Annotated in this window: 19 protein-coding genes and 1 pseudogene; 13 read left to right on the top strand and 7 right to left on the bottom strand. The window is 72.0% G+C overall.

From position 1 onward, the window contains the following. Positions 1–6: 6 nt before the first annotated feature. A complete protein-coding gene (locus NEH16_RS27890; protein ID WP_265545675.1) occupies positions 7–1017 on the bottom strand; it encodes a hypothetical protein in 1011 nt (336 codons plus the stop codon). Between the two features lie 118 nt (positions 1018–1135). Between NEH16_RS27890 and NEH16_RS27885 the strand changes: the two genes are divergently transcribed. Both NEH16_RS27885 and NEH16_RS27880 read left to right on the top strand, forming a co-directional pair. After that, entirely contained in the window at positions 1136–1780 is a 645-nt protein-coding gene (locus tag NEH16_RS27885; protein ID WP_265545673.1) for a TetR/AcrR family transcriptional regulator, read from the top strand. Between the two features lie 131 nt (positions 1781–1911). Further along, entirely contained in the window at positions 1912–3663 is a 1752-nt protein-coding gene (locus NEH16_RS27880; protein ID WP_265545671.1) for a cation:proton antiporter, read from the top strand. 7 nt (positions 3664–3670) lie between these two features. Here the strand turns inward: NEH16_RS27880 and NEH16_RS27875 are convergent, their stop codons facing one another. Next, on the bottom strand, positions 3671–4102 hold the full coding sequence (locus tag NEH16_RS27875) for a DUF7144 family membrane protein (RefSeq protein WP_265545670.1): 432 nt from the start codon (positions 4100–4102) through the stop codon (positions 3671–3673). Positions 4103–4316: 214 nt separating this feature from the next. On the opposite strand from NEH16_RS27875, the gene NEH16_RS27870 reads away from it, so the two are divergent. Next, positions 4317–4859 (top strand): GNAT family N-acetyltransferase, encoded by a 543-nt coding sequence (locus tag NEH16_RS27870; RefSeq protein ID WP_073968909.1) that lies wholly within the window; start codon positions 4317–4319, stop codon positions 4857–4859. 35 nt (positions 4860–4894) lie between these two features. Beyond that, positions 4895–5386 carry a glutathione peroxidase gene (locus NEH16_RS27865; protein WP_265545668.1) on the top strand — a complete coding sequence of 164 codons (492 nt, stop codon included), beginning with the start codon at positions 4895–4897 and terminating at the stop codon, positions 5384–5386. A gap of 13 nt (positions 5387–5399) precedes the next feature. Here the strand turns inward: NEH16_RS27865 and NEH16_RS27860 are convergent, their stop codons facing one another. Together NEH16_RS27860 and NEH16_RS27855 are read right to left on the bottom strand one after the other, a co-directional pair. Continuing rightward, complete coding sequence (locus tag NEH16_RS27860) at positions 5400–5798, bottom strand: hypothetical protein (protein WP_265545666.1); 399 nt, start codon at positions 5796–5798, stop codon at positions 5400–5402. 140 nt (positions 5799–5938) lie between these two features. Next, positions 5939–7165: an acyl-CoA dehydrogenase family protein gene (locus NEH16_RS27855; protein ID WP_073968911.1), complete on the bottom strand. Its 1227-nt coding sequence runs from the start codon at positions 7163–7165 to the stop codon at positions 5939–5941. A 171-nt stretch (positions 7166–7336) separates the two neighbouring features. On the opposite strand from NEH16_RS27855, the pseudogene NEH16_RS27850 reads away from it, so the two are divergent. Beyond that, a pseudogene (locus NEH16_RS27850) lies at positions 7337–7985 on the top strand (TetR family transcriptional regulator). Positions 7986–7992: 7 nt separating this feature from the next. Here the strand turns inward: NEH16_RS27850 and def are convergent. Then, entirely contained in the window at positions 7993–8538 is a 546-nt protein-coding gene (def, locus tag NEH16_RS27845; protein WP_265545664.1) for a peptide deformylase, read from the bottom strand. Positions 8539–8706: 168 nt separating this feature from the next. Here def and NEH16_RS27840 point away from each other — a divergent pair, with 168 nt between their 5' ends. Continuing rightward, on the top strand, positions 8707–9384 hold the full coding sequence (locus tag NEH16_RS27840) for a 2-phosphosulfolactate phosphatase (protein WP_265545662.1): 678 nt from the start codon (positions 8707–8709) through the stop codon (positions 9382–9384). 146 nt (positions 9385–9530) lie between these two features. Next, the gene (locus tag NEH16_RS27835) at positions 9531–10736 is read left to right on the top strand and encodes a right-handed parallel beta-helix repeat-containing protein (RefSeq protein ID WP_265545661.1); all 1206 of its coding nucleotides are present in this window, start codon (positions 9531–9533) and stop codon (positions 10734–10736) included. 40 nt (positions 10737–10776) lie between these two features. Here NEH16_RS27835 and NEH16_RS27830 read toward each other — a convergent pair whose 3' ends face one another. After that, positions 10777–11943, bottom strand: coding sequence for an alanine--tRNA ligase-related protein (locus NEH16_RS27830; protein WP_265545659.1), 1167 nt, complete (start codon positions 11941–11943; stop codon positions 10777–10779). Between the two features lie 389 nt (positions 11944–12332). Between NEH16_RS27830 and NEH16_RS27825 the strand changes: the two genes are divergently transcribed. The 5 genes from NEH16_RS27825 (at position 12333) to NEH16_RS27805 (ending at position 16821) form a co-directional block, all read left to right on the top strand. After that, positions 12333–13571 (top strand): Mur ligase family protein, encoded by a 1239-nt coding sequence (locus NEH16_RS27825; RefSeq protein WP_073968916.1) that lies wholly within the window; start codon positions 12333–12335, stop codon positions 13569–13571. A 34-nt stretch (positions 13572–13605) separates the two neighbouring features. Beyond that, on the top strand, positions 13606–14334 hold the full coding sequence (locus NEH16_RS27820; RefSeq protein ID WP_073968917.1) for a type 1 glutamine amidotransferase: 729 nt from the start codon (positions 13606–13608) through the stop codon (positions 14332–14334). 167 nt (positions 14335–14501) lie between these two features. Beyond that, entirely contained in the window at positions 14502–15527 is a 1026-nt protein-coding gene (locus tag NEH16_RS27815) for a 6-phosphofructokinase (RefSeq protein WP_073968918.1), read from the top strand. Positions 15528–15645: 118 nt separating this feature from the next. Further along, complete coding sequence (locus NEH16_RS27810; RefSeq protein ID WP_265545656.1) at positions 15646–16596, top strand: cytochrome c oxidase assembly protein; 951 nt, start codon at positions 15646–15648, stop codon at positions 16594–16596. A gap of 66 nt (positions 16597–16662) precedes the next feature. Beyond that, entirely contained in the window at positions 16663–16821 is a 159-nt protein-coding gene (locus NEH16_RS27805; protein WP_185992839.1) for a hypothetical protein, read from the top strand. Here NEH16_RS27805 and NEH16_RS27800 read toward each other — a convergent pair. Next, positions 16805–17284: an HIT family protein gene (locus NEH16_RS27800; protein ID WP_265545654.1), complete on the bottom strand. Its 480-nt coding sequence runs from the start codon at positions 17282–17284 to the stop codon at positions 16805–16807. The genes NEH16_RS27805 and NEH16_RS27800 overlap by 17 nt on opposite strands. Before the next feature lie 776 nt (positions 17285–18060). Between NEH16_RS27800 and NEH16_RS27795 the strand changes: the two genes are divergently transcribed. Beyond that, positions 18061–19614, top strand: a complete 1554-nt coding sequence (locus NEH16_RS27795) for an endo-1,4-beta-xylanase (protein ID WP_265545652.1) — start codon at positions 18061–18063, stop codon at positions 19612–19614. Positions 19615–19692: the final 78 nt, after the last annotated feature.

Below are 19692 nucleotides of genomic sequence, written 5' to 3'. Positions count from 1 at the left end.
ACCCGGTCACCCGCGATACCGCTGTGCCACTGCCGCGAAGGCGGCCTTGGGCTCCCACTCCATGTCGGGGTAGGTCCGTCCCCGGCGCCCTTCGAGGAGCTTGACGATGCCCAGCCCCGCCCGGTCCAGGTCGTCCCTGGGATCGCCGTCCGGGCGGTGCGGGTAGCCGGGCAGGGCGAACAGGAAGACGAACGCGCTGTCCACGCCCTCGGTTTCGAAGACCTCCAGGAGTTCGCTCAGGTACGCGGCCTGGCCGGGCTCGTCGCGCTCGTGGACGCCGTTCAGCCGTACGGGGTCCTTGGTCACCGGGTCGTGCTCGACCACGTCCAGGACCCGCCCGCCCCGGTCCCCCGCGCCGCGGTAGGCCGCGGTGCCGAATCCGGTGACGGCGAGCGGCTTCGGACCCCGGGCCAGGGTGCGGACCGCGTCGCGGAACCGGTCGGCGATCTCGGCGGAGCGGATCAGCTCGTACGTCACGATGTCGAAGGGCGCCCAGTCGACCTGCTCGAACTGGATGGCCGCGTAGGTGAGGGTGCCCCGGTAGTGCTCGCGGACGGCGGCCACGGCGTCACCGAGGAACGCGTTGACGCGCACGCCGAGTCCACGGATCTCCTCGGCCCGTCGTTCGGGGCGGCTCATCAGCCGGCCGACCCGTTCCTCGGGGCTCTCCCCCGGCAGGAAGCCCCGGTTCATCACGCTCAGCTCGACGCCCGCGACGAACACGACCGCGGCGCCCTCCCGACGGAGCCGTTCCGCCCGCGCGGCGCAGTCGCGGAAGAGCGTGAGGATCTGCTCGGGCTCCAATTCCAGCGGGTAGGGCGAGAACCAGACCTCCAGGCCGAGTGCGGCGGCGGCGACCGCGGCCTGTTCCAGCCGGTCCGGGTCGCCGCCGATGATCTGAACGGCGTTGCAGTGCAGGTCGTCGCGGATGATCGCGAGCTCCCGCCGGACCACCGCGAGGTCGAAGTGCTCGCGGGATGTGCGGCCGTGCAGCACGAATCCGGTGTCGTAGGTCATTCCTCTGGCCCGCATGGTGCGTCCTCTCCGTCGGTCCGTCCTGGTCGGGCCGAGGCTGGCAGGAAAAGTGCGTGCGCGCAAGTTTGCGTGCGCGCATCCTCTGTGGAACGCTGGCGCCGTGACGACACCACCGGGACTGCGGGAGCGCAAGAAGCAGGCCACCCGCGAGGCGCTGCGCGAGGCGGCGCTGCGGCTGGCCATCGAGCACGGGCCCGACCGGGTGCGGGTGGAGGACATCTCCGAGGCGGCCGGCGTCTCGCCGCGTACCTACAACAACTACTTCGCCAGCCGGGAGCAGGCGATCGTCTCGGCCGTCACCGCCGACCGGGAGGCGCGCGTCGCGGCGGCCGTCACGGCCAGACCGGCGGACGTCCGCCTGGCCGACGCCGTCACCGACGCGGTGGTCGAGCAGTACACGGACCCCGGTGCGCGCGGCCGGGAGGCGCTGCTGCTCGTCACCACCCGGCCCGCGCTGCGCGACGCCTTCCTCGACGCCACCGCCGGCGTCGAGCCGCCGCTCACCGCGGCGATCGCCGCGCGCCTGGACGACGCATCGGCGCCGACCGCCCGCGTTCTGGCGGCGAGTACGGCCGCCGCGATCCGCATCGCGCTCGAAGGCTGGCTCCGGCCCGCCGGGGACGCCGCGAGTCCGGGCGCCGGAGGACTGGTCGTGGCCGCGGGCTCCCCGGCCGGTCTGCTCCGCGCCGCGCTGGCCCCGCTCGCGCCCGCGTTCGACGCCGCCGAGGGGCGCCTCGGGCCGTGAGCGGATAGCCCTTCCGGGCGATCCCGGCCGCCGAGTACGCCTCCCGGCGCGAGCCCTCGCGGGCGCCGCGTGCGGCGGCACCGAAGGTGGTGACGCGCGCCGCCGTGGGGCGCGCCGGAGGAGGCGGGCCGATGACGGCGGACCAGGTGTACGTGGGGCTCGGGCTGATCGTGGTGCTCGCGGTCGGTTCGCAGTTGCTGGCGAGGCGGCTGCGGGTGCCGGCGCTGCTGGTGCTGCTGCCCGCCGGGTTCATCGCGGGGGCGCTCACCGACGACATCGATCCCGAGCGGCTGCTCGGACCCGCCTTCTCGCCGCTGGTGTCGCTGGCGGTGGCCGTGATCCTCTACGACGCCGGGCTCGGCCTGGACCTGAAGCGGCTCAGGGGGCACAACCGGCGGGTGGTGGTCCGGCTGCTGTGGCTGGGGGCCCTGCTGACGCTGGTGTCCGCCGCGCTCTTCGCCGTGCCGGTGCTGGACATGTCGGCGCAGGCGGCGGTGATGCTCGCGGCGATCCTCGTCGTGTCGGGCCCGACGGTGGTGGGGCCGTTGCTCGCCTTCGTACGGCCCACGGAGCGATTGCGGCGCATCCTCGTCTGGGAGGGGGCTCTGATCGACCCGGTCGGCGGCATCCTGGGGGCGCTCGTCTTCCACGGGGTCCTGGCGGGCGGCCGGCCGGAGTTCGGCAGCGGGCTCGGGCACTTCCTGGCCAGTGCGGGGGTGGGCGTGGGAGCGGGCGCGGCCGGTGCGGCGGTGCTGTGGCTGGTGCTGCGTCGGGTACGGCTCAGCGAGGAGCTGGAGACCTCGCTCCAGCTGGCCGCCGTGGTCGGGGTGGCGGCCGCCTGCGACGCGCTGCGCGACGACACGGGGCTGATCTCGGCGGTCGTCATGGGGATGGCCATGGCCAATCTGCCCGGCCTCGATCTGCCCACGCGCCGCCCGTTCTTCGAGACGCTGGTCTCGCTGGTCATCGGCCTGCTCTTCGTCTCCATCTCGGCGACGGTCACCCCGGCGTCGCTGCGGCACGTCGTGCTGCCCTCGCTGGCGCTGACCGCCCTCCTCGTCCTGGTGACCCGGCCGCTCATCGCCCACCTCGCGGCGGCCGGCACCGACGTGCCCGCGCGGGAGCGGTGGTTCATCGGCTGGATGGCGCCCCGGGGCATCGTCGCGGCGGCCACCGCCTCCACGTTCTCCTCGGAGCTGGCCGCGCACCACATCGGCGGTGCGGAGCGCATCCTGCCCGCGACCTTCGTGGTGATCGTGGCGACGGTGTCGCTCTACGGCCTGACCGCTTTCCCGGCGGCGCGGCGGCTCGGGGTGCTGCGGCCGGCCCGGTCCCGGCCGCTGCTGGTGGGCGGGGCGCCGTGGGCGGTGGACCTGGCGGGCGCGCTGAGCGGGGCGGGGCTCGACGTGCTGATGTGGGCGGGCGCGGACGAGGAGCGGGCGCGGATCAGGGCCGCGGGGCTGAAGCTGGCACCCGGTGAACTGTTCGCCTCGGCCACCGGGGCCGGTGCGGAGCTGGAGGGGATCACCTCGGTGCTGCTGCTCACCGGCGAGGACGACTTCAACGCGCTGGCGTCGCTCACGCTGCGGGAGAGCGTCGAGGGAGAGGTGGGCCGGCTCGCCCCGCCCTCCGCGAGCCACGGGGTGGTGGCCCCGTACACCGGTGGCGACGCCCTCTTCGGGCCCGGCCTCACCCGGCCCGAGCTCGCCCGGAAGTACGCGGCCGGGGCGCGGGTGGTGACGCGGTCGGCGGACGGGCCGCCGGCGCCCGGGGAGCACCTGCTGTTCGTGGTGCGGCCGGAGGGCCGGCTCGTCCCGGTCACACGGAGCGGTCGCCCGGAGCCGGGTCCGGGCGACACGCTCGTACTGCTGCGGGAGCCGTGAGGCCCCGTCAGGCTTTCGCGCGGTCGGGGCCCGCGCAGAGCGCCCAGATGATGAAGATGTCGATGGCGATGAGCACGATGGACCACAGCGGATAGTGCGGCAGCCACGCGAAGTTGGCCAGTGCGCCGAGCCCGGCGAGGACGACGCCCACCGCCCGTGCCCAGAAGGCCCCGGTGAACAGTGCGCAGCCGGCGAGGACGATCACGATTCCGAGGATGAGGTGGATCCAGCCCCAGCCCGTGAGGTTGAACTGGAAGACATAGTTGCGCGTGGCGACGAAGACGTCGTCCTTGGCGATGGCCGCGATGCCCTGGAAGATCGCCATGGCACCACCGAAGATCATCAGGACCGCGGCGAACGCGGTCCAGCCCGTGCGGGCGGGGTGGTGTGATCCGTCGGTGCCGCGTGGTGCCGCCGGTGCGCTGCCCGTGTTGGCCATGTCGGCCTCCTTTGCTGGCACGGTCGCCCGGCGCGGACCGGAGCCGAACCGGACGTTCCGCTTCCAGAGTGTCACGGGGACGCGTGTCCGGCAGTACGGCGGGCAGGGGCTCACGGACCGGACGGCCGCTGCCGGCGGACACCCGCTTAGGATCGCGTCGCAGCCGGTCCGCGCGGAGATGCGGACCGGCGTTCCACGGAAGGACCTGACCCCCATGACCGAGATCGTCCCGGTGTCCGGCCCCGAGCTGGTCACCTACGCCGACGAGCTGGCCGCCCTGCTCGTGGAGACCGTCGAGAACGGCTCGTCCGTCGGCTTCCTGGCGCCCCTGGACCGCGGCACCGCTGCCGAGTGGTGGCGCGCCCGGGCCGCGTCCGTGGAGGCGGGGCGGCTCCAGGCGTGGATCGCCCGGGACGGGGAACGCATCGCGGGCACGATCGGCCTGGTCCGGGCGCCGCTGCCGAACGCCCGCCACCGCGCGGAGGTGACCAAGCTGATGGTCCGCCCCTCGGCGCGCGGGCGCGGACTCGGCCGTGAGCTGCTGGCCGCGGCCGAGCGCACGGCGGCCGACGACGGCGTCACGCTCCTGGTCCTGGACACCGAGAGCGGCAGTCCGGCGGAGCGGCTGTACCGTGCGGCGGGGTGGACGGAGTGCGGTTCCGTTCCGGACTACGCGGCCGGTCCCGACGGGGTCCTGAAGCCGACGACCTTCTACTACAAGTCGGTCGGCCGCGTCGCCGACGCACCCCTGGGGTGAGAATGGGCCGGGAAGACACCGACGAGGAGACATCCATGACGCTGTACGACATTCCGCTGCGCACCCTCACCGGCGAGCCGACGTCGCTGGGCGACTACCGCGGCCGGGCGGTGCTGCTGGTGAACGTGGCATCGAAGTGCGGGCTGACCCCGCAGTACGCGGGCCTGGAGCGGCTCCAGAAGGAGTACGGGGACCGGGGTCTCACCGTGCTCGGTGTGCCGTGCAACCAGTTCGGCGGCCAGGAGCCGGGGACCGCCGAGGAGATCGAGACCTTCTGCTCGACGACGTACGGGGTGAGCTTCCCGCTGCTGGAGAAGACCGAGGTGAACGGAGCGAACCGGCACCCGCTGTACGCGGAGCTGACCCGGGTCGCGGACGCGGACGGCGAGGCCGGGGACGTCCAGTGGAACTTCGAGAAGTTCCTGATCTCCCCGGCGGGTGAGCCGGTCGCCCGCATCCGCCCCCGCACGGAGCCGGACGCGCCCGAACTGGTGAAGGCGATCGAGGCGCAGCTGCCCGCCGCCTGATGGAGAACACGCGCTAGGCGCGGCTGAGCAGTACGGAGCCCTTGGGGTAAGTGGCATCTCCGCCCACGTTCGCCACCTGGACGAGGACGGGGGTGCCCTCCTTGATGTTGCCGGTCTTCCACGGCGTGCAGTACGGCGAGGTGTGGCCGCGCGTGGTGGCGATGCGGTCCCAGGTGCCGTCCCGGCCGATGTCCAGCTTGACCTCGATGCTCCAGCCGTCGGCGTCGGTGTCGCAGGCGCGGATCGAGTCGCCGGGGGCGGTGCCGTAGGGGTCCGCGTTCCACTCCCCGTAACCGCCGAAGACCGCGTCGACCGTCCGGGGGTCGGCGTGCGCGGTCGTCTGCGCGGTCACCACGAGCCCGAAGGCCGCCGCCGCGGTCATCGCGATCCGCGCCGCTCCGGATCTCGCCATGCCCTGCTCCCTCCATCACCCGGTCACGATCTCCACCGGGAATCTACAGGTACATGGCAGGCGCACACCATCGTGAGCACCCCACGCGTACGGCCCCCGCCCCCGGCGTGTGCCGGGCGCGGGGGCCGTATGCGGTGCGGTCAGCGGATGGGCATGCCCGACAGGGTGCGGGCGATGACCAGGCGCTGGATCTCGCTGGTGCCCTCGAAGATCGTGTAGATCGCGGCGTCCCGGTGCATGCGCTCCACCGGGTACTCCCGCGTGAAGCCGTTGCCGCCCAGGATCTGGACGGCCTGCGCGGTGACCTTCTTGGCCGTCTCGCTCGCGTACAGCTTGGACATGGAGCCCTCGGCCGACTCGAACGGCTTGCCGGTGGTGGCCATCCAGGAGGCGCGCCAGACGAGCAGCCGGGCCGCGTCGATCGCGGTCCGCATGTCGGCGAGCTGGAAGGCGACGCCCTGGTTGTCGATGATCGGGCGGCCGAACTGGGTCCGCGTCTTCGCGTAGTCGAGCGCCACTTCGTACGCGGCCCGGGCGGTGCCGACCGCCATGGCGCCGACGGCCGGGCGGGACGCCTCGAAGGTGGCCATCGCGGCGTTCTTCACGCGCTCGCCACCGGTGGCGGCGCGCTCGCGGGCGCGGGCGAGGCGCTGGTCCAGCTTCTCCTTGCCGCCGAGCAGGCAGTGCCCGGGAACGCGCACGTCCTCCAGGACGACCTCGGCGGTGTGCGAGGCGCGGATGCCGTGCTTCTTGAACTTCTGGCCCTGGGAGAGCCCGGGGGTGTTCGGCGGCACGATGAAGGAGGCGTGGCCCTTGGAGCCGAGCTCCGGGTCGACCACCGCGACCACTACGTGGACGTTGGCGATGCCGCCGTTGGTCGCCCAGGTCTTGGTGCCGTTGAGCACCCACTCGTCCTTGGCCTGGTCGTACACCGCGCGGGTGCGCATGGAGGCGACGTCGGAACCGGCGTCGGGCTCGGAGGAGCAGAAGGCCGCGACCTTCACGTCGTCCGCGTCCCCGTACATCTGCGGGATCCAGGTGCCGATCTGCTCCTCGGTGCCGTTGGCGAGGACGCCGACGGCCGCCAGGCCCGTACCGACGATCGACAGGGCGATGCCGGCGTCGCCCCAGAACAGCTCCTCCATGGCCATCGGGATGCCGAGCCCCGTAGGATCGAAGAACTGCTGGGCGTAGAAGTCGAGGGAGTAGATCCCGACCTTCGCCGCCTCCTGGATGACGGGCCAGGGCGTCTCCTCACGCTCGTCCCACTCGGAAGCGGCCGGACGGATCACGTCCGCGGCGAAGCCGTGGAGCCAGTCGCGGACCTGCTTCTGGTCATCGTTGAGCTCAAGCGTGAACTCGGCCATGTTCCCCTCCACGTACTGCCGTCGAAACGCTTCGTTACTTGCGGTAACAACAGTCTGTTACTGGCAAGTAGCCTGTGTCAACCACATGAGACGCCATCCGCACCCCGCCGGACAGGGTGTTACGTTGCGCAGGCACGACGGACAGGCACGGTCAGGGGTGGGAGAGACGACATGGAGACCACACGACAGGCCGAGCGCCAGCGGACCACGGCCGAACGCCGCCGCCGGGAGCTGCTCGACGCCGCCGACCGCGTGGTGCTCAGGGACGGCCCCGGGGCCTCGATGAACGCCATCGCGGCGGAGGCCGGCATCACGAAGCCGATCCTCTACCGGCATTTCGGCGACAAGGGCGGGCTCTACCGGGCCCTCGCCAAGCGGCACACCGACGCACTGCTGAGCGCCCTGCGCGCCGCGCTCGACGCCCCCGCCGAACGGCGCGCCCGGGTCGAGTCGACGCTCGACACCTACCTCGCGGCGATCGAGGCCCGCCCCCAGGTGTACCGCTTCCTGATGCACCCGTCCGACGACTCGGCCCCCGCCCCGAGCAGGGCTTCGACGTCGGCCGGCACTCCGCCCCGCTGCTGCGCCGCCTGGGCGAGGAGCTGGCCATGGTGATCGCGGAGCGGGTGGACCTCGGCCCGGACAGCGAGGCGATGGCCCGGATCTGGGGCCACGGCATCGTCGGCATGATGCACGCGGCCGGTGACTGGTGGCTGGGCGAACGCCCCTGTCCCGCGAGCAGTTGGTCCGCAGCCTCGCCGACCTCCTCTGGGGCAGACTGGCCGCGGCGGGCGACCGCGCGGACGGGCCCGGCTTCTGACGAGCCGTCAGCCGTTACGCGCCCACGGCGCCCGGCGGGCCGCGCGCAGCACCCGGGCCCGGCGCAGCCCGGTCAGCCGGTCGGTGTAGACCCGGCCCTCCAGGTGGTCGCACTCGTGCTGGAGGCAGCGGGCGAAGAAGCCGGTGCCGTCGATCCGGACGGGCTCGCCGGTCATGGTGACGCCCTCGACCACCGCGTGGTCGAAGCGCGGGGTGCCGGCCTCCAGGCCGGGGAGCGAGAGGCAGCCCTCGGAGCCGCGCACGGTGACCCCGTCCGCCTCCACCAGGACCGGGTTCACCACATGTCCGAGGTGGCGCACGCCCTCGTCGTCGGGGCAGTCGAAGACGAACACCCGTGACCGCACACCGATCTGGTTGGCGGCGAGCCCGACGCCCCGCGCCTCGTACATCGTGGCGAACATGTCCTCGACGAGCCGGGCGAGCGAGGGGCCGAACTCCGTGACCGGTTCGCACGGCGCGTGCAGCACGGGGTCGCCGAGCAGGGTCATGGTGCGGACGATGCCGGAGCTGCCGGGGATCGGGCGGTTGCGCATGGCGGTCATCGTACGTTCCACGAGGTGGCGCCGGGGACGCCGGACTTCCCGGCCGCGGACCTGCGTCAACACTGTCGCCCCGGTCACCCGGGCGGCCTTTCACGGCAGCCGGCGTGATGCGCACCACTGTCCGGGCGGGCACGGACGGCCAGGGGTGATCATGGGCGGATGGACGCCCGTTTCCTCGGCATCGCCGAGCTCTCCGCGACCCCCTCCGTGGCGGTCGTCGTCGATGTCATGCGCGCATACACCGTGGCAGCCTGGGCCTTCGCCCGGGGCGCGGAGAAGATCGTGCTCGCCGGCTCACTGGACGAGGCGCTGGCGCTCAAGGGCCGTCACCCGGACTGGATGGCACTCAAGGACGGTGCCCTCGCGCCCGGGTTCGACGCCGTCAACTCGCCGGGGCAGCTGCGCTCACGGGACCTGGGCGGCCGGACCGTGGTGCAGAAGACCACGGCGGGGACGGTCGGCGCCCTCGCGGTGAAGGACGCGCCCCTGGTGCTGTGCGCCGGCTTCGTGGTGGCGGAGGCGACGGCGCGGCTACTGCGGGAGCGCGCGGGCGGGAACGTCACCTTCGTGGTCACCGGTGAGGACGGGCGCGCCGACGAGGACCTGGCGTGCGCCCAGTACGTCGCACGCCGCGCGGCCGGGGAGGCGGTGGACGCGGAGCCGTTCCTGCGCCGGGCGGGCGATTCACGCGCCGCTGCCGAGCTGGCGCAGGGGGTGCGCGCGGGGACCCACCCGGAGGACGTGGCGCTCTGCCTCGAACTCGACCGGTTCCCCTTCGCCATGGTCGCGACGCAGGAGGACTCCCTCATGGTGCTGCGCCCGTACACCTTCGCGTAGAGCCATCACGGCGTTCACATACTGGTCTGGCAAACACATGCATGACCATTGACGTGCCCATGGCGTCACTCTACGGTCGATAGAAAGCGCTTGCACCACTCCGGGCGGAAGCCCGTCCGGTTCACTCCCCCCACCTGGAGTCAAAGATGCAGCTCAAGCCTGTTCTCGCCTGTGCCGCCCTGCTGGCCGGTTCATTCGCCGTCCTGGGCACCACCGCACAGGCCGCCCCTGGTCAGGAAACCGGTCGGGAAAACGCTTCCCTCGCGGCCGCCGCACTGTACGTTGCACCGGACGGAAGCGCCGATGCGGCCGGTACCGAGGCGGACCCCACCACGCTCGCCTCGGCGATCAGCCGGGTGAACGCCGGCGGGACGATCTACCTGCGCGGCGGCACGTACCGGTACGGGCAGACGGTCACCATCCCGCCGGGCAACGACGGCACCTCGGGCGCCCGCACCACCATGGCCGCCTACCCGGGTGAGCAGCCGGTGCTGAACTTCTCGGAGATGAGCGAGGACCCGGCGGCCCGCGGGCTCGCCGTGAACGGCGACTACTGGCACATCGACGGGCTCACCGTCGAGCACGCCGGTGACAACGGCATCTTCGTGGGCGGCAGCGACAACGTCATCGAGCACGTCGTGACCCGCTTCAACCACGACTCGGGGCTCCAGATCTCCCGGATCTCCTCCGACACCCCCGACGACGAGTGGCCCGCGAACAACCTCGTCCTCAGCTCCGAGTCGCACGACAACGCGGACTCCGACGGCGAGGACGCGGACGGGTTCGCCGCCAAGCTCACCGCGGGACCGGGCAACGTCTTCCGCTACACCGTCTCGCACAACAACATCGACGACGGCTGGGACCTCTACACGAAGAAGGACACCGGCCCCATCGGCCCCGTGACCATCGAGGACTCCCTCAGCTACGACAACGGCACCCTCTCCGACGGCACCGTGAACGAGGACGGCGACCGCAACGGCTTCAAGCTCGGCGGCGACGGGATCAAGGTCGACCACATCGTGCGGCGCAACATCGCCTACCACAACGGCCACCACGGCTTCACGTACAACAGCAACCCCGGCTCGATGACCGTGTCCGACAACGTGGGCATCGACAACGAGGAGCGCAACTTCTCCTTCGACAAGGGCACTTCGGTGTTCCGGGACAACACCTCCTGCCGCGGCGGCGACGGCTCCAACGACAAGACCGTCGGCGACGCGGACGGCTCCAACCAGTTCTGGACCGGCGCGAACGGCTCCCGCTGCTCCGCGTACGACGGGGCCCTGGACTGGTCGTTCGCCTCCGACGGCCGCCTGGTCGTCTCCTTCGGCGGGACCGTGGTCACTCCGTAACGCCACGAGCGGTGCCGGGGCCCCCGGCACCGCTCCCGTCTCACCCCTCCCGCAAGCTCGTCACCAGGTCGCGCGGCAGCCCGTGGGTGTCGTGGAGGTAGCGCAGGTCCTCCTCCGTGAGCGGCCCCCGGAACCGGGGCCGGGCCAGCACCTGCCTGCCGCGTTCCAGGAGCCGGACGAACCGGCGCTCCTCGTCGGCCAGCACGCGCAGCACCTCGCCGGGGTCCACGTCCTGCCGGAAGTGGTCCAGGGTGTGCCGGACCGGCTCGGGCGGCAGATCGCCGAGCGTGCGCGAGGGGTCGTCGCGGCGGAGCACGGTCAGGGCCCGTCGCAGCAGTCGGCGCAGCACGTAACCGCGCCCGGTGGCGGCCGGGCGGACCCCGTCGCCGATGACCACGACGGCGGAGCGCAGATGGTCGCAGACCAGCCGCAGCGAGGGCTCGTCCAGCGGCCACAGGTCCGGTACGGCACGGCGCCAGGGATCGAAGACATCGCACTCGAACACCGACCGTTTGCCCTGGAGCAGCGAGGCCAGCCGCTCCAGACCGAGCCCGGTGTCGACATTGCGCTGCGGCAGGGGCACCAGCGACCCGTCGTCGAGCCTGCGGTGGCTCATCGTGACGTGGTTCCACACCTCCACCCAGCGGTCGTCCCCGGTGGGCGTGGACACGGGCGGCCCCTCGCCGCTCCACAGGAAGATCTCCGAGTCGGGTCCGCACGGCCCGGTCGGCCCGTTGGACCACCAGTTGTCCTCGACGGTCGGCTCCACCGGCAGGCCCAGCCCCTGCCACATCCGCAGCGAGGCGGTGTCGGGCTCGGTGCGCTCGTCCCCGGCGTACACCGTGGCGTGCAGCCGGGCGGGGTCGATGCCCAGGCCCTCGGTGAGCAGCCCGTACCCCCATTCCAGGCTGCGCGGGCCCTCGTAATCACCCAGCGACCAGCTGCCGAGCATCTCGAAGACGGTGAGGTGGGTGGCGTCGCCGACCTCGTCCAGGTCGGTGGTGCGCAGGCAGCGCTGCCGGTTGACCAGCCGGCGGCCCAGCGGATGCGGGCGGCCCTCCAGGTACGGGGTGAGGGGATGCATCCCGGATGTGGTGAAGAGCACGGGGTCGCCGGGCGGCGGCAGCAGGGTCGAGCCGGTGATGCGGCGGTGGCCGCGCTCCTCGAAGTACTCCAGGAAGGTACGGGCGAGCTGTTCGGTGTCCATGGGGACGGCTCCTTCGCGGGTGGCGGGAAGGCGCCGGAGAACGGGACCGTTCGGTCACCCGGCCGGGGAGGAATCTCCTCGGCAACCACCGACGGACCGTTTCCGGTCGCCGGGGGAAGGGAAAGTCAGACGGCGGCAACCGGCGAGCTGGTCGCTCGCGCGGTCGCGGTGGTGGTGATGCCGTTGACGTCCATACGCCGACGGTAACGCGTCCCCGGCCGCCCGTGCACCCGGATTACGTCGCCGGCGGGCCCCTGGAGAACGCGACGGCCCGCTCACGCGTCCTCCATTCCACCGGAAGTCCACGAGCCGGACGGTGCCGCCGTGCGGTCACAGTGCCGGACATCGATAGGCTGGGCGGCGGACCGATGCAAGGAGGATCTAGGACGATGGCAGGCAACACGGAGCCGTTGTCGCCGCGGGCCAAGCTGGCCGTGACGGCGGGCAAGGCCGCTGCGGCGGTGTCGCGGGCGGCCGGGCGGGGCAGCGGATCGGTGATCGGCGGCCGGGTGGCGCTCAAGCTCGACCCCGACCTGCTCGGGCGGCTGGCGCAGCACCTGGACGTGATCCTCGTCTCGGCGACGAACGGCAAGACGACCACCACACGGCTGATCGCCGAGGCGCTGCGCGCCGCGGGCCCGGTCGTGTCGAACGCGCTCGGCGCCAACATGCCCGCGGGCATCACATCGGCGCTGGCCGGCGGCTCCGACGCGCAGTACGGCGTGATCGAGGTCGACGAGAAGTACCTCGCCGGGGTGGCCCGCGACACGACGCCCAAGGTGATCGCGCTCCTCAACCTCTCGCGCGACCAGCTGGACCGGGCCGCGGAGACGCGGATGCTGGCCGAGAAGTGGCGCGAGGGTCTTTCCGGCTCGAAGTCCGTGATCGTCGCCAACGCCGACGACCCGCTGATCGTCTGGGCGGCCTCCTCCTCCCCCAACGTGGTGTGGGTCGCGGCCGGACAGGCGTGGAAGGACGACGCCTGGTCCTGCCCGTCCTGCGGCGGGGTCATGCAGCGCCCCGGCGACGACTGGTTCTGCGGCGAGTGCGGTTTCCGGCGTCCGCCGCCGAGCTGGGTGCTGCACGGCGACTACGTGCTCGACCCGCACGGTTCGGCGTGGCCGATCCACCTCCAGCTGCCCGGCCGGGCCAACAAGGCCAACGCCACGAGCTCGGCGGCCGTCGCCGCGGTCTTCGGGGTGCCGCCGCAGGTGGCCCTGGAGCGCATGTACCAGGTGCAGGCCGTCGCCGGCCGCTACGACGTGGTGAGCTTCCTCGGCCGTGAGCTTCGGCTGCTGCTGGCGAAGAACCCGGCGGGCTGGCTGGAGACCTTCTCGCTGATCGACCCGCCGCCGACCCCGGTGATCCTCTCCGTGAACGCGCGCGGCGCGGACGGCACGGACACCTCGTGGCTGTGGGACGTCGACTACACCCAGCTCGCGGGCCACCCGATCTTCGTGCTCGGCGACCGCAAGCTGGACCTCGCGGTCCGCCTCGAAGTGGCCGGACTCGACTTCCGGGTCTGCGAGAACCTGGACGAGGCCGTGCAGCAGGCTCCGCCCGGGCGCATCGAGGTCATCGCCAACTACACCGCCTTCCAGGACCTGCGCCGCCGTGTCGGCAACTGACCCCGGCCCCGGGCCCCTCCGGAGAGGACGAAGCATGAGCAACAACAGCCTGCGGCTGGTGTGGGTGTACCCGGACCTGCTGAGCACCTACGGCGACCAGGGCAACGCCCTCGTGGTGGAGCGCCGCGCCCGCCAGCGCGGCCTGGACGTGGCGCGCGTCGACGTGCGCAGCGACCAGCCGGTGCCCACGTCGGGCGACATCTATCTGATCGGCGGCGGTGAGGACCGGCCGCAGCGGCTCGCGGCGGAGCGGCTGCGCCGCGACGGCGGGCTCGCCCGGGCCGCGTCCAACGGCGCGATCATCTTCTCGGTCTGCGCCGGGTACCAGATCCTCGGCCACGAGTTCATCAACGACCTCGGTGAGCGCGAGCAGGGTCTCGGTCTGCTGGACGTGGTCTCGACGCGCGGCGAGGGCGCGCGGTGCGTCGGCGACGTGCTGGCGGACATCGATCCGCAGCTGGGCCTGCCGCCGCTGACCGGCTTCGAGAACCACCAGGGCGTCACGCATCTCGGGCCGACGGCGCGGCCGTTCGCCCGGGTGCGCTTCGGCCGGGGCAACGGCACGGGGGACGGCACCGAGGGCGCGTACAACGACACCGTGTTCGGCACGTACATGCACGGTCCGGTGATGGCGCGGAACCCCATGATCGCGGACCTGCTGCTCAAGCTGGCCCTCGATGTGAACGCGCTCCCGCCGACCGACGACCGGTGGTACGAGGCGCTGCGCGCGGAGCGCGTCGCGGCTGCCACACAGCCCGCCTGACCAGGCAATTCACTGGTTGTCCAATGAGTGGCGCAGGGCTCGGATGAGCGGCGTCCAGCAGGCGGACGCCCGGTTCGGTCCCGCCACCCTGCGCCGGTAGGGTGGCGGGGATCCAACCGGACGACGTGGTCCGGTCGTCGGCCCACGTTGCAAAGGTTTCCCGGGCAATGCGAATTGGTGTGCTCACCTCCGGCGGCGACTGCCCCGGCCTCAATGCCGTCATCCGGTCCGTCGTCCACCGCGCTGTGGTCGACCACGGCGACGAGGTCATCGGCTTCCACGACGGGTGGCGGGGCCTCCTGGAGTGCGACTACCGCAAGCTCGACCTGGACGCCGTGGGCGGCATCCTCGCCCGGGGCGGCACGATCCTCGGCTCCTCCCGGGTCCAGCCGGCGCATCTGCGCGGGGGCGTCGAGACGGCCCGGGGCCACGTCAGGGATCTCGGTCTCGACGCGATCATCCCGATCGGCGGCGAGGGCACCCTCAAGGCGGCGAACCTGCTGTCCGAGGCGGGCCTTCCGATCGTCGGGGTGCCGAAGACCATCGACAACGACATCGCGTCGACCGACGTGACCTTCGGCTTCGACACCGCCGTCGGCGTCGCCACCGAGGCGCTGGACCGGCTGAAGACCACCGCCGAGTCGCACCAGCGCGTCATGATCGTCGAGGTCATGGGCCGCCACACCGGCTGGATCGCCCTGCACTCCGGCATGGCGGCCGGCGCGCACGCCATCGTCGTCCCGGAGCGCCCCTTCGACATCGACGAGCTGACCGAGGTCGTGGGCCGACGCTTCTCGGCCGGCAAGAAGTTCGCGATCGTCGTCGTCGCGGAGGGCGCGAAGCCGCGCGAGGGCTCCATGGACTTCCAGTCGGGCGCCAAGGACATCTACGGCCACGAGCGCTTCACCGGCGTGGCGACCCAGCTCTCCGTCGAGCTGGAGCAGCGTCTCGGCAAGGAGGCCCGCCCGGTGATCCTGGGCCACGTCCAGCGCGGCGGCACGCCGACCGCGTACGACCGCGTCCTCGCGACCCGGTTCGGCTGGCACGCGGTGGAGGCGGCGCACCGCGGTGAGTTCGGCATGATGACGGCGCTGCGCGGCACGGACATCACGCTGGTGCCCCTCGCGCACGCGGTGGAGACCCTGAAGACGGTCCCGGCCGCCCGGTACGCCGAGGCGGAGTGCGTGCTCTGAGCGACACCCCGACACGAGACCGCCCCCGGCCGCATCCTCGGCCGGGGGCGGTTCTAGTCTGGTCGGGACAACCAGCACGAAACAGGGACGTCCCGGCGTTCCCGTCGGGAGTGAACAGATGGATCACAGCGGGCACGGCATGAACATGGACCTGCCGCCGTTCACGCTGGGACGCGGCCTCCACTTCTCCGCGGACCCGTTCTTCCTGATCGGCTGCGTCCTGGCGGTGCTGCTGTACGGGTACGGGGTGCTGCGGCTGCGGCGGCGCGGGGACGCGTGGCCGGTGGGGCGCACGGTCCTGTTCATGATCGGGGTGCTGACGATCGCGCTGGTGATGTGCACCCGGCTCAACGACTACGGCATGGTCATGTTCAGCGTGCACATGGTGCAGCACATGGTGATCAGCATGCTGTCGCCGATCCTGCTGCTGCTGGGCGCGCCGGTGACGCTCGCGCTGCGCGCGCTGCCGGTCGCGCCGCGTGGCACGAAGGGGCCGCGCGAGCTGCTGCTGATGCTGTTGCACAGCCGGTACATGAAGATCGTCACGCATCCGGCGTTCACGATCCCGCTGTTCATCGCCAGCCTCTACGGCCTGTACTTCACGCCGCTCTTCGACTACCTGATGGGCTCCACGACCGGGCACCTCGTGATGATGGTGCACTTCCTGGCGGTCGGCCTGTTCTTCTTCTGGCCCATCATGGGCGTCGACCCGGGGCCGCACCGCCCCGGCTATGTGATGCGGATGCTGGAACTGTTCGCCGGGATGCCGTTCCACGCGTTCTTCGGGATCGCCCTCATGATGGCCTCCACGCCGATGGTGGAGGTGTACAAGGACCCGCCGGGCTCGCTCGGCATCGACGCGCTGTCCGACCAGAGCGCGGCCGGTGGCATCGCGTGGGCGTTCAGCGAGATCCCCTCGGTGGTGGTCCTGGTGGCCCTGGTGTTCCAGTGGTACCGCTCGGAACAGCGGACGGCGAAGCGCTCGGACCGGGCGGCGGACCGCGACGGGGACCAGGAGCTCCAGGCGTACAACGCGTATCTCGCGTCGTTGCAGGCGCGCGGACAGTAGCGGCGGACCCTCCTTTCGGGTGACGATGGCCTTTACGGCCGCGCGGCCGATGAGGAGGGTGCGCGCATGTCCGGATCCACGAAGACGATGGGAATGCTCACCGCCGGCGCCCTGGTGGCGGTCACCGCGTACACGGTGGCGCTGGGGAGCAACGGCTGGCTCTGGTTCGGCTGGGTGATCCTGGGCCTGATCACGATCGGGATGGCGGCTACGCGGGAGACGTAAGCCGGTCCAGCTCCTCGCCGATCGCCTCGCGGAGGGCGGCGTGCCGAGGGCCGACCGCGTGGCGTCCGTCGCGCCACCGCTCGGCCGGGTACAGCCAGACGGGCCCGCCCACCAGCTCCGGCGGCTCCCAGTCGTACCGGGGCCATACGTGCGCGTGCAGGAACGGATCGGTGTTCCCGAGGATCTCCAGGTTGACCCGCCGGAAGGCGGGGTCCAGCCGTCGGCAGGTGCGTTCGACGGCCTCGCCGAGGGCGTCCATGCCGGCCAGGAACGCCTGGCGCCGGGCCCGGGGAAGCTCCGACAACCGCTCTACGGCGGGGTCGTCCACGAGCAGCACCGAGTATCCCGGCAGGAACTGAACGTCCCCGATCACGGCGAATCCCGCGTCCAGCCTCCGGAGCACCGTGGGATTCTCGCCTCGGAGCGCGGTGCCGATCCGGTCCTGCCGCCAGTCGTCCGTCATGGGCGACGACTGTAGCGGCGGCCGGGGCGGGGCGGGGTGGAGCGCTCCCATGCGATGTTCCCGGTTCTTCCGGCGGGCGGTCCCGGCCGCGTTACGCCGGGGTGAACCGGTGCATACGGTGACCGGCCGGAACCGGTTCCGTGCGGGGCGCTCGGCCGGGCCAGCGCCGCCGGGGCGCGTGCACCGTTGCGGCGTACACCTACCGACCCGGGTACGGCGATGCGAACGCCGCAAACGCTCCGGGCGGCAGTCGCCGCTCCCGTATCTTCCGTCACTCCCCGTCCGTTTCGACGCACGGGTGGCCGTGGTCGCGGGAGCGGCGCCCACCTCGCGGAGGCGCCGCTCACTCGCGCCGGACCCGCCGCTGCCCTGGCGGTTCACCGCCGCCCGACGCGCCGTGGAGCCCGTCACCGTACCGGGCGCACACCTCACCCCGGGTGACCGTGCGGACTCCCACCGCGTGGAGGGGTCCGGCCGCTCGCGCGGCCCCGCGCATGCGATTGCGAACGTCCCCGCGGGCGCGGCGAGGCGTCTCCCCGCGCCCGATCACCGGCGACCACCCGGTCGTCAACTCCCCCGCACGGGCGCTCCGTTCGACGTGTGGCCGCGTTCACACGGCCGCAAGCCAGTTGCGCTTTAACTCTTGACAGGTGCCTGTCGCCACGCCACCTTGGGAGCGCTCCCACAATCAAGACTTGCACACTCCACCCCCTCCCCCTTCTCCCCCAACGCCGTTGAGCCGCAAGGGCGTCACCCGGCAGAGGAAGGCGTTTGTCATGAGCTTGGTGAAGCGTTGTAGGCCCCACCGCTCCCCGGGGCTCCCGGTCCTCGTGGTCGGCGCGCTCGCCCTGGCCGCAGGCCTGGCGGGCGGGCCGGCGTCGGCCGCTTCGCAGGACACACTGCACGACCTCGCCTCGGCCCAGGGCAAGTACTTCGGCTCCGCCACCGACAACCCCGAGCTCCCCGACGCGGCCTACGCGGCGAAACTCGGCAGCGAGTTCGGGCAGATCACCCCCGGCAACTCCATGAAGTGGGACACCACCGAACCGACCCGGGGCCGGTTCGACTTCGCCAAGGGCGATGTGATCACCGACTTCGCCCAGGAGCACGGCCAGACCGTGCGCGGCCACACCCTGGTCTGGCACAGCCAGCTGCCCGGCTGGGTGGGCGCACTCCCCTCCACCGAGGTGGAGACGGCCATGACCGACCACATCACCGCGGAGGCCACCCACTACCGCGGCGAGGTGGCCGCGTGGGACGTGGTGAACGAGCCGTTCAACGAGGACGGGACCTTCCGCACCAGCCCGTTCTACAACGCGATGGGCAAGGACTACATCGCCAAGGCCCTGCGCGCGGCGCACGCAGCCGACCCGGACGCCAAGCTCTACATCAACGACTACAACGTCGAGGGCAAGGGCGCGAAGAGTGACGCGATGTACAACCTGGTGAGCGACCTGCTCGACGAGGGCGTGCCGCTCGACGGGGTCGGGATGCAGGCACACCTGGCGATCCAGTACGGCTTCCCGTACCAGATGCAGGCGAACATGCAGCGGTTCGCCGATCTGGGCCTGGACGTCGCCGTCACCGAACTTGACGTGCGCATGCAACTTCCAGCCGATGCCGCCAAGCTCGCCACCCAGTCCTCCTACTACGCGCAGGTGGTCGACGCCTGCCTCGCCGTCGAGCGCTGCGTGGGCATCACGGTCTGGGACTACACCGACAAGTACTCCTGGGTGCCGAGCACCTTCCCGGGCGAGGGTGCAGCCAACCTGTACGACGACGGCCTGGCCCCCAAGCCCGCCTACGCCGCCGTGCGCACCGCCCTGGGCGACGACGGCGACGACGACGGGGGTGACGACGGCGGCGACGGCGGTACCCCCGGCACGCTGAAGGCCCTGTACCGCGCCAACGACACCGCGGCCGGCGACAACCAGATCAAGCCCGGCCTCCAACTCGTGAACACCGGCACGGCCCCGGTCAGCCTCCCCGCGGTGACCGTCCGCTACTGGTTCTCCGGCGACAACGGCGCCACCACGTACGGCAGTTGGTGCGACTGGTCCCCGATCGGCTGCTCCACCATCACGCACCGTGTGGTGGCCGCGAGCAGCCCGAAGTCCGGCGCCGACCACTACCTCGAAGTCGGCTTCACGGGCGGCACCCTCGCCCCGGGCGCAGCGACCGGGGAGATGCAGCTGCGCCTCAGCAAGACGGACTGGTCGAACTTCAACGAGTCCGACGACTACAGCCACGGCACCGGCGCCTCGTACGCGGACGCCTCGAAGGTCACCGTCTACGTCGGCGGCGCACTGGTCTGGGGCATCGAGCCCTGATCCCGGGGCCCCGCTCAGGCCCCCGCTCCCCTTGCAACACCCTCGCGCGACCCCACCCGTAAACCCTCCCGCGCATCC

This window comes from Streptomyces drozdowiczii (genome assembly GCF_026167665.1).
GTDB lineage: Bacteria > Actinomycetota > Actinomycetes > Streptomycetales > Streptomycetaceae > Streptomyces > Streptomyces drozdowiczii_A.
Note: the sequence above shows the minus strand (reverse complement) of the source record. Positions and strands in the feature narration are given on the sequence as shown.

What these genes read in the sequence shown, in the direction of transcription:
- NEH16_RS27810 (WP_265545656.1), top strand. Translation starts at nt 15,646, where the DNA reads ATGGATCACAGCGGGCACGGCATGAACATGGACCTGCCGCCGTTCACG.
- NEH16_RS27880 (WP_265545671.1), top strand. Translation starts at nt 1,912, where the DNA reads ATGACGGCGGACCAGGTGTACGTGGGGCTCGGGCTGATCGTGGTGCTC.
- NEH16_RS27835 (WP_265545661.1), top strand. Translation starts at nt 9,531, where the DNA reads ATGCAGCTCAAGCCTGTTCTCGCCTGTGCCGCCCTGCTGGCCGGTTCA.
- NEH16_RS27860 (WP_265545666.1), bottom strand. Translation starts at nt 5,798, where the DNA reads ATGGCGAGATCCGGAGCGGCGCGGATCGCGATGACCGCGGCGGCGGCC.
- NEH16_RS27820 (WP_073968917.1), top strand. Translation starts at nt 13,606, where the DNA reads ATGAGCAACAACAGCCTGCGGCTGGTGTGGGTGTACCCGGACCTGCTG.
- NEH16_RS27830 (WP_265545659.1), bottom strand. Translation starts at nt 11,943, where the DNA reads ATGGACACCGAACAGCTCGCCCGTACCTTCCTGGAGTACTTCGAGGAG.
- NEH16_RS27865 (WP_265545668.1), top strand. Translation starts at nt 4,895, where the DNA reads ATGACGCTGTACGACATTCCGCTGCGCACCCTCACCGGCGAGCCGACG.
- NEH16_RS27870 (WP_073968909.1), top strand. Translation starts at nt 4,317, where the DNA reads ATGACCGAGATCGTCCCGGTGTCCGGCCCCGAGCTGGTCACCTACGCC.
- NEH16_RS27890 (WP_265545675.1), bottom strand. Translation starts at nt 1,017, where the DNA reads ATGACCTACGACACCGGATTCGTGCTGCACGGCCGCACATCCCGCGAG.
- NEH16_RS27840 (WP_265545662.1), top strand. Translation starts at nt 8,707, where the DNA reads ATGGACGCCCGTTTCCTCGGCATCGCCGAGCTCTCCGCGACCCCCTCC.
- NEH16_RS27855 (WP_073968911.1), bottom strand. Translation starts at nt 7,165, where the DNA reads ATGGCCGAGTTCACGCTTGAGCTCAACGATGACCAGAAGCAGGTCCGC.
- NEH16_RS27815 (WP_073968918.1), top strand. Translation starts at nt 14,502, where the DNA reads ATGCGAATTGGTGTGCTCACCTCCGGCGGCGACTGCCCCGGCCTCAAT.
- NEH16_RS27875 (WP_265545670.1), bottom strand. Translation starts at nt 4,102, where the DNA reads ATGGCCAACACGGGCAGCGCACCGGCGGCACCACGCGGCACCGACGGA.
- NEH16_RS27800 (WP_265545654.1), bottom strand. Translation starts at nt 17,284, where the DNA reads ATGACGGACGACTGGCGGCAGGACCGGATCGGCACCGCGCTCCGAGGC.
- NEH16_RS27795 (WP_265545652.1), top strand. Translation starts at nt 18,061, where the DNA reads ATGAGCTTGGTGAAGCGTTGTAGGCCCCACCGCTCCCCGGGGCTCCCG.
- def (WP_265545664.1), bottom strand. Translation starts at nt 8,538, where the DNA reads ATGCGCAACCGCCCGATCCCCGGCAGCTCCGGCATCGTCCGCACCATG.
- NEH16_RS27805 (WP_185992839.1), top strand. Translation starts at nt 16,663, where the DNA reads ATGTCCGGATCCACGAAGACGATGGGAATGCTCACCGCCGGCGCCCTG.
- NEH16_RS27825 (WP_073968916.1), top strand. Translation starts at nt 12,333, where the DNA reads ATGGCAGGCAACACGGAGCCGTTGTCGCCGCGGGCCAAGCTGGCCGTG.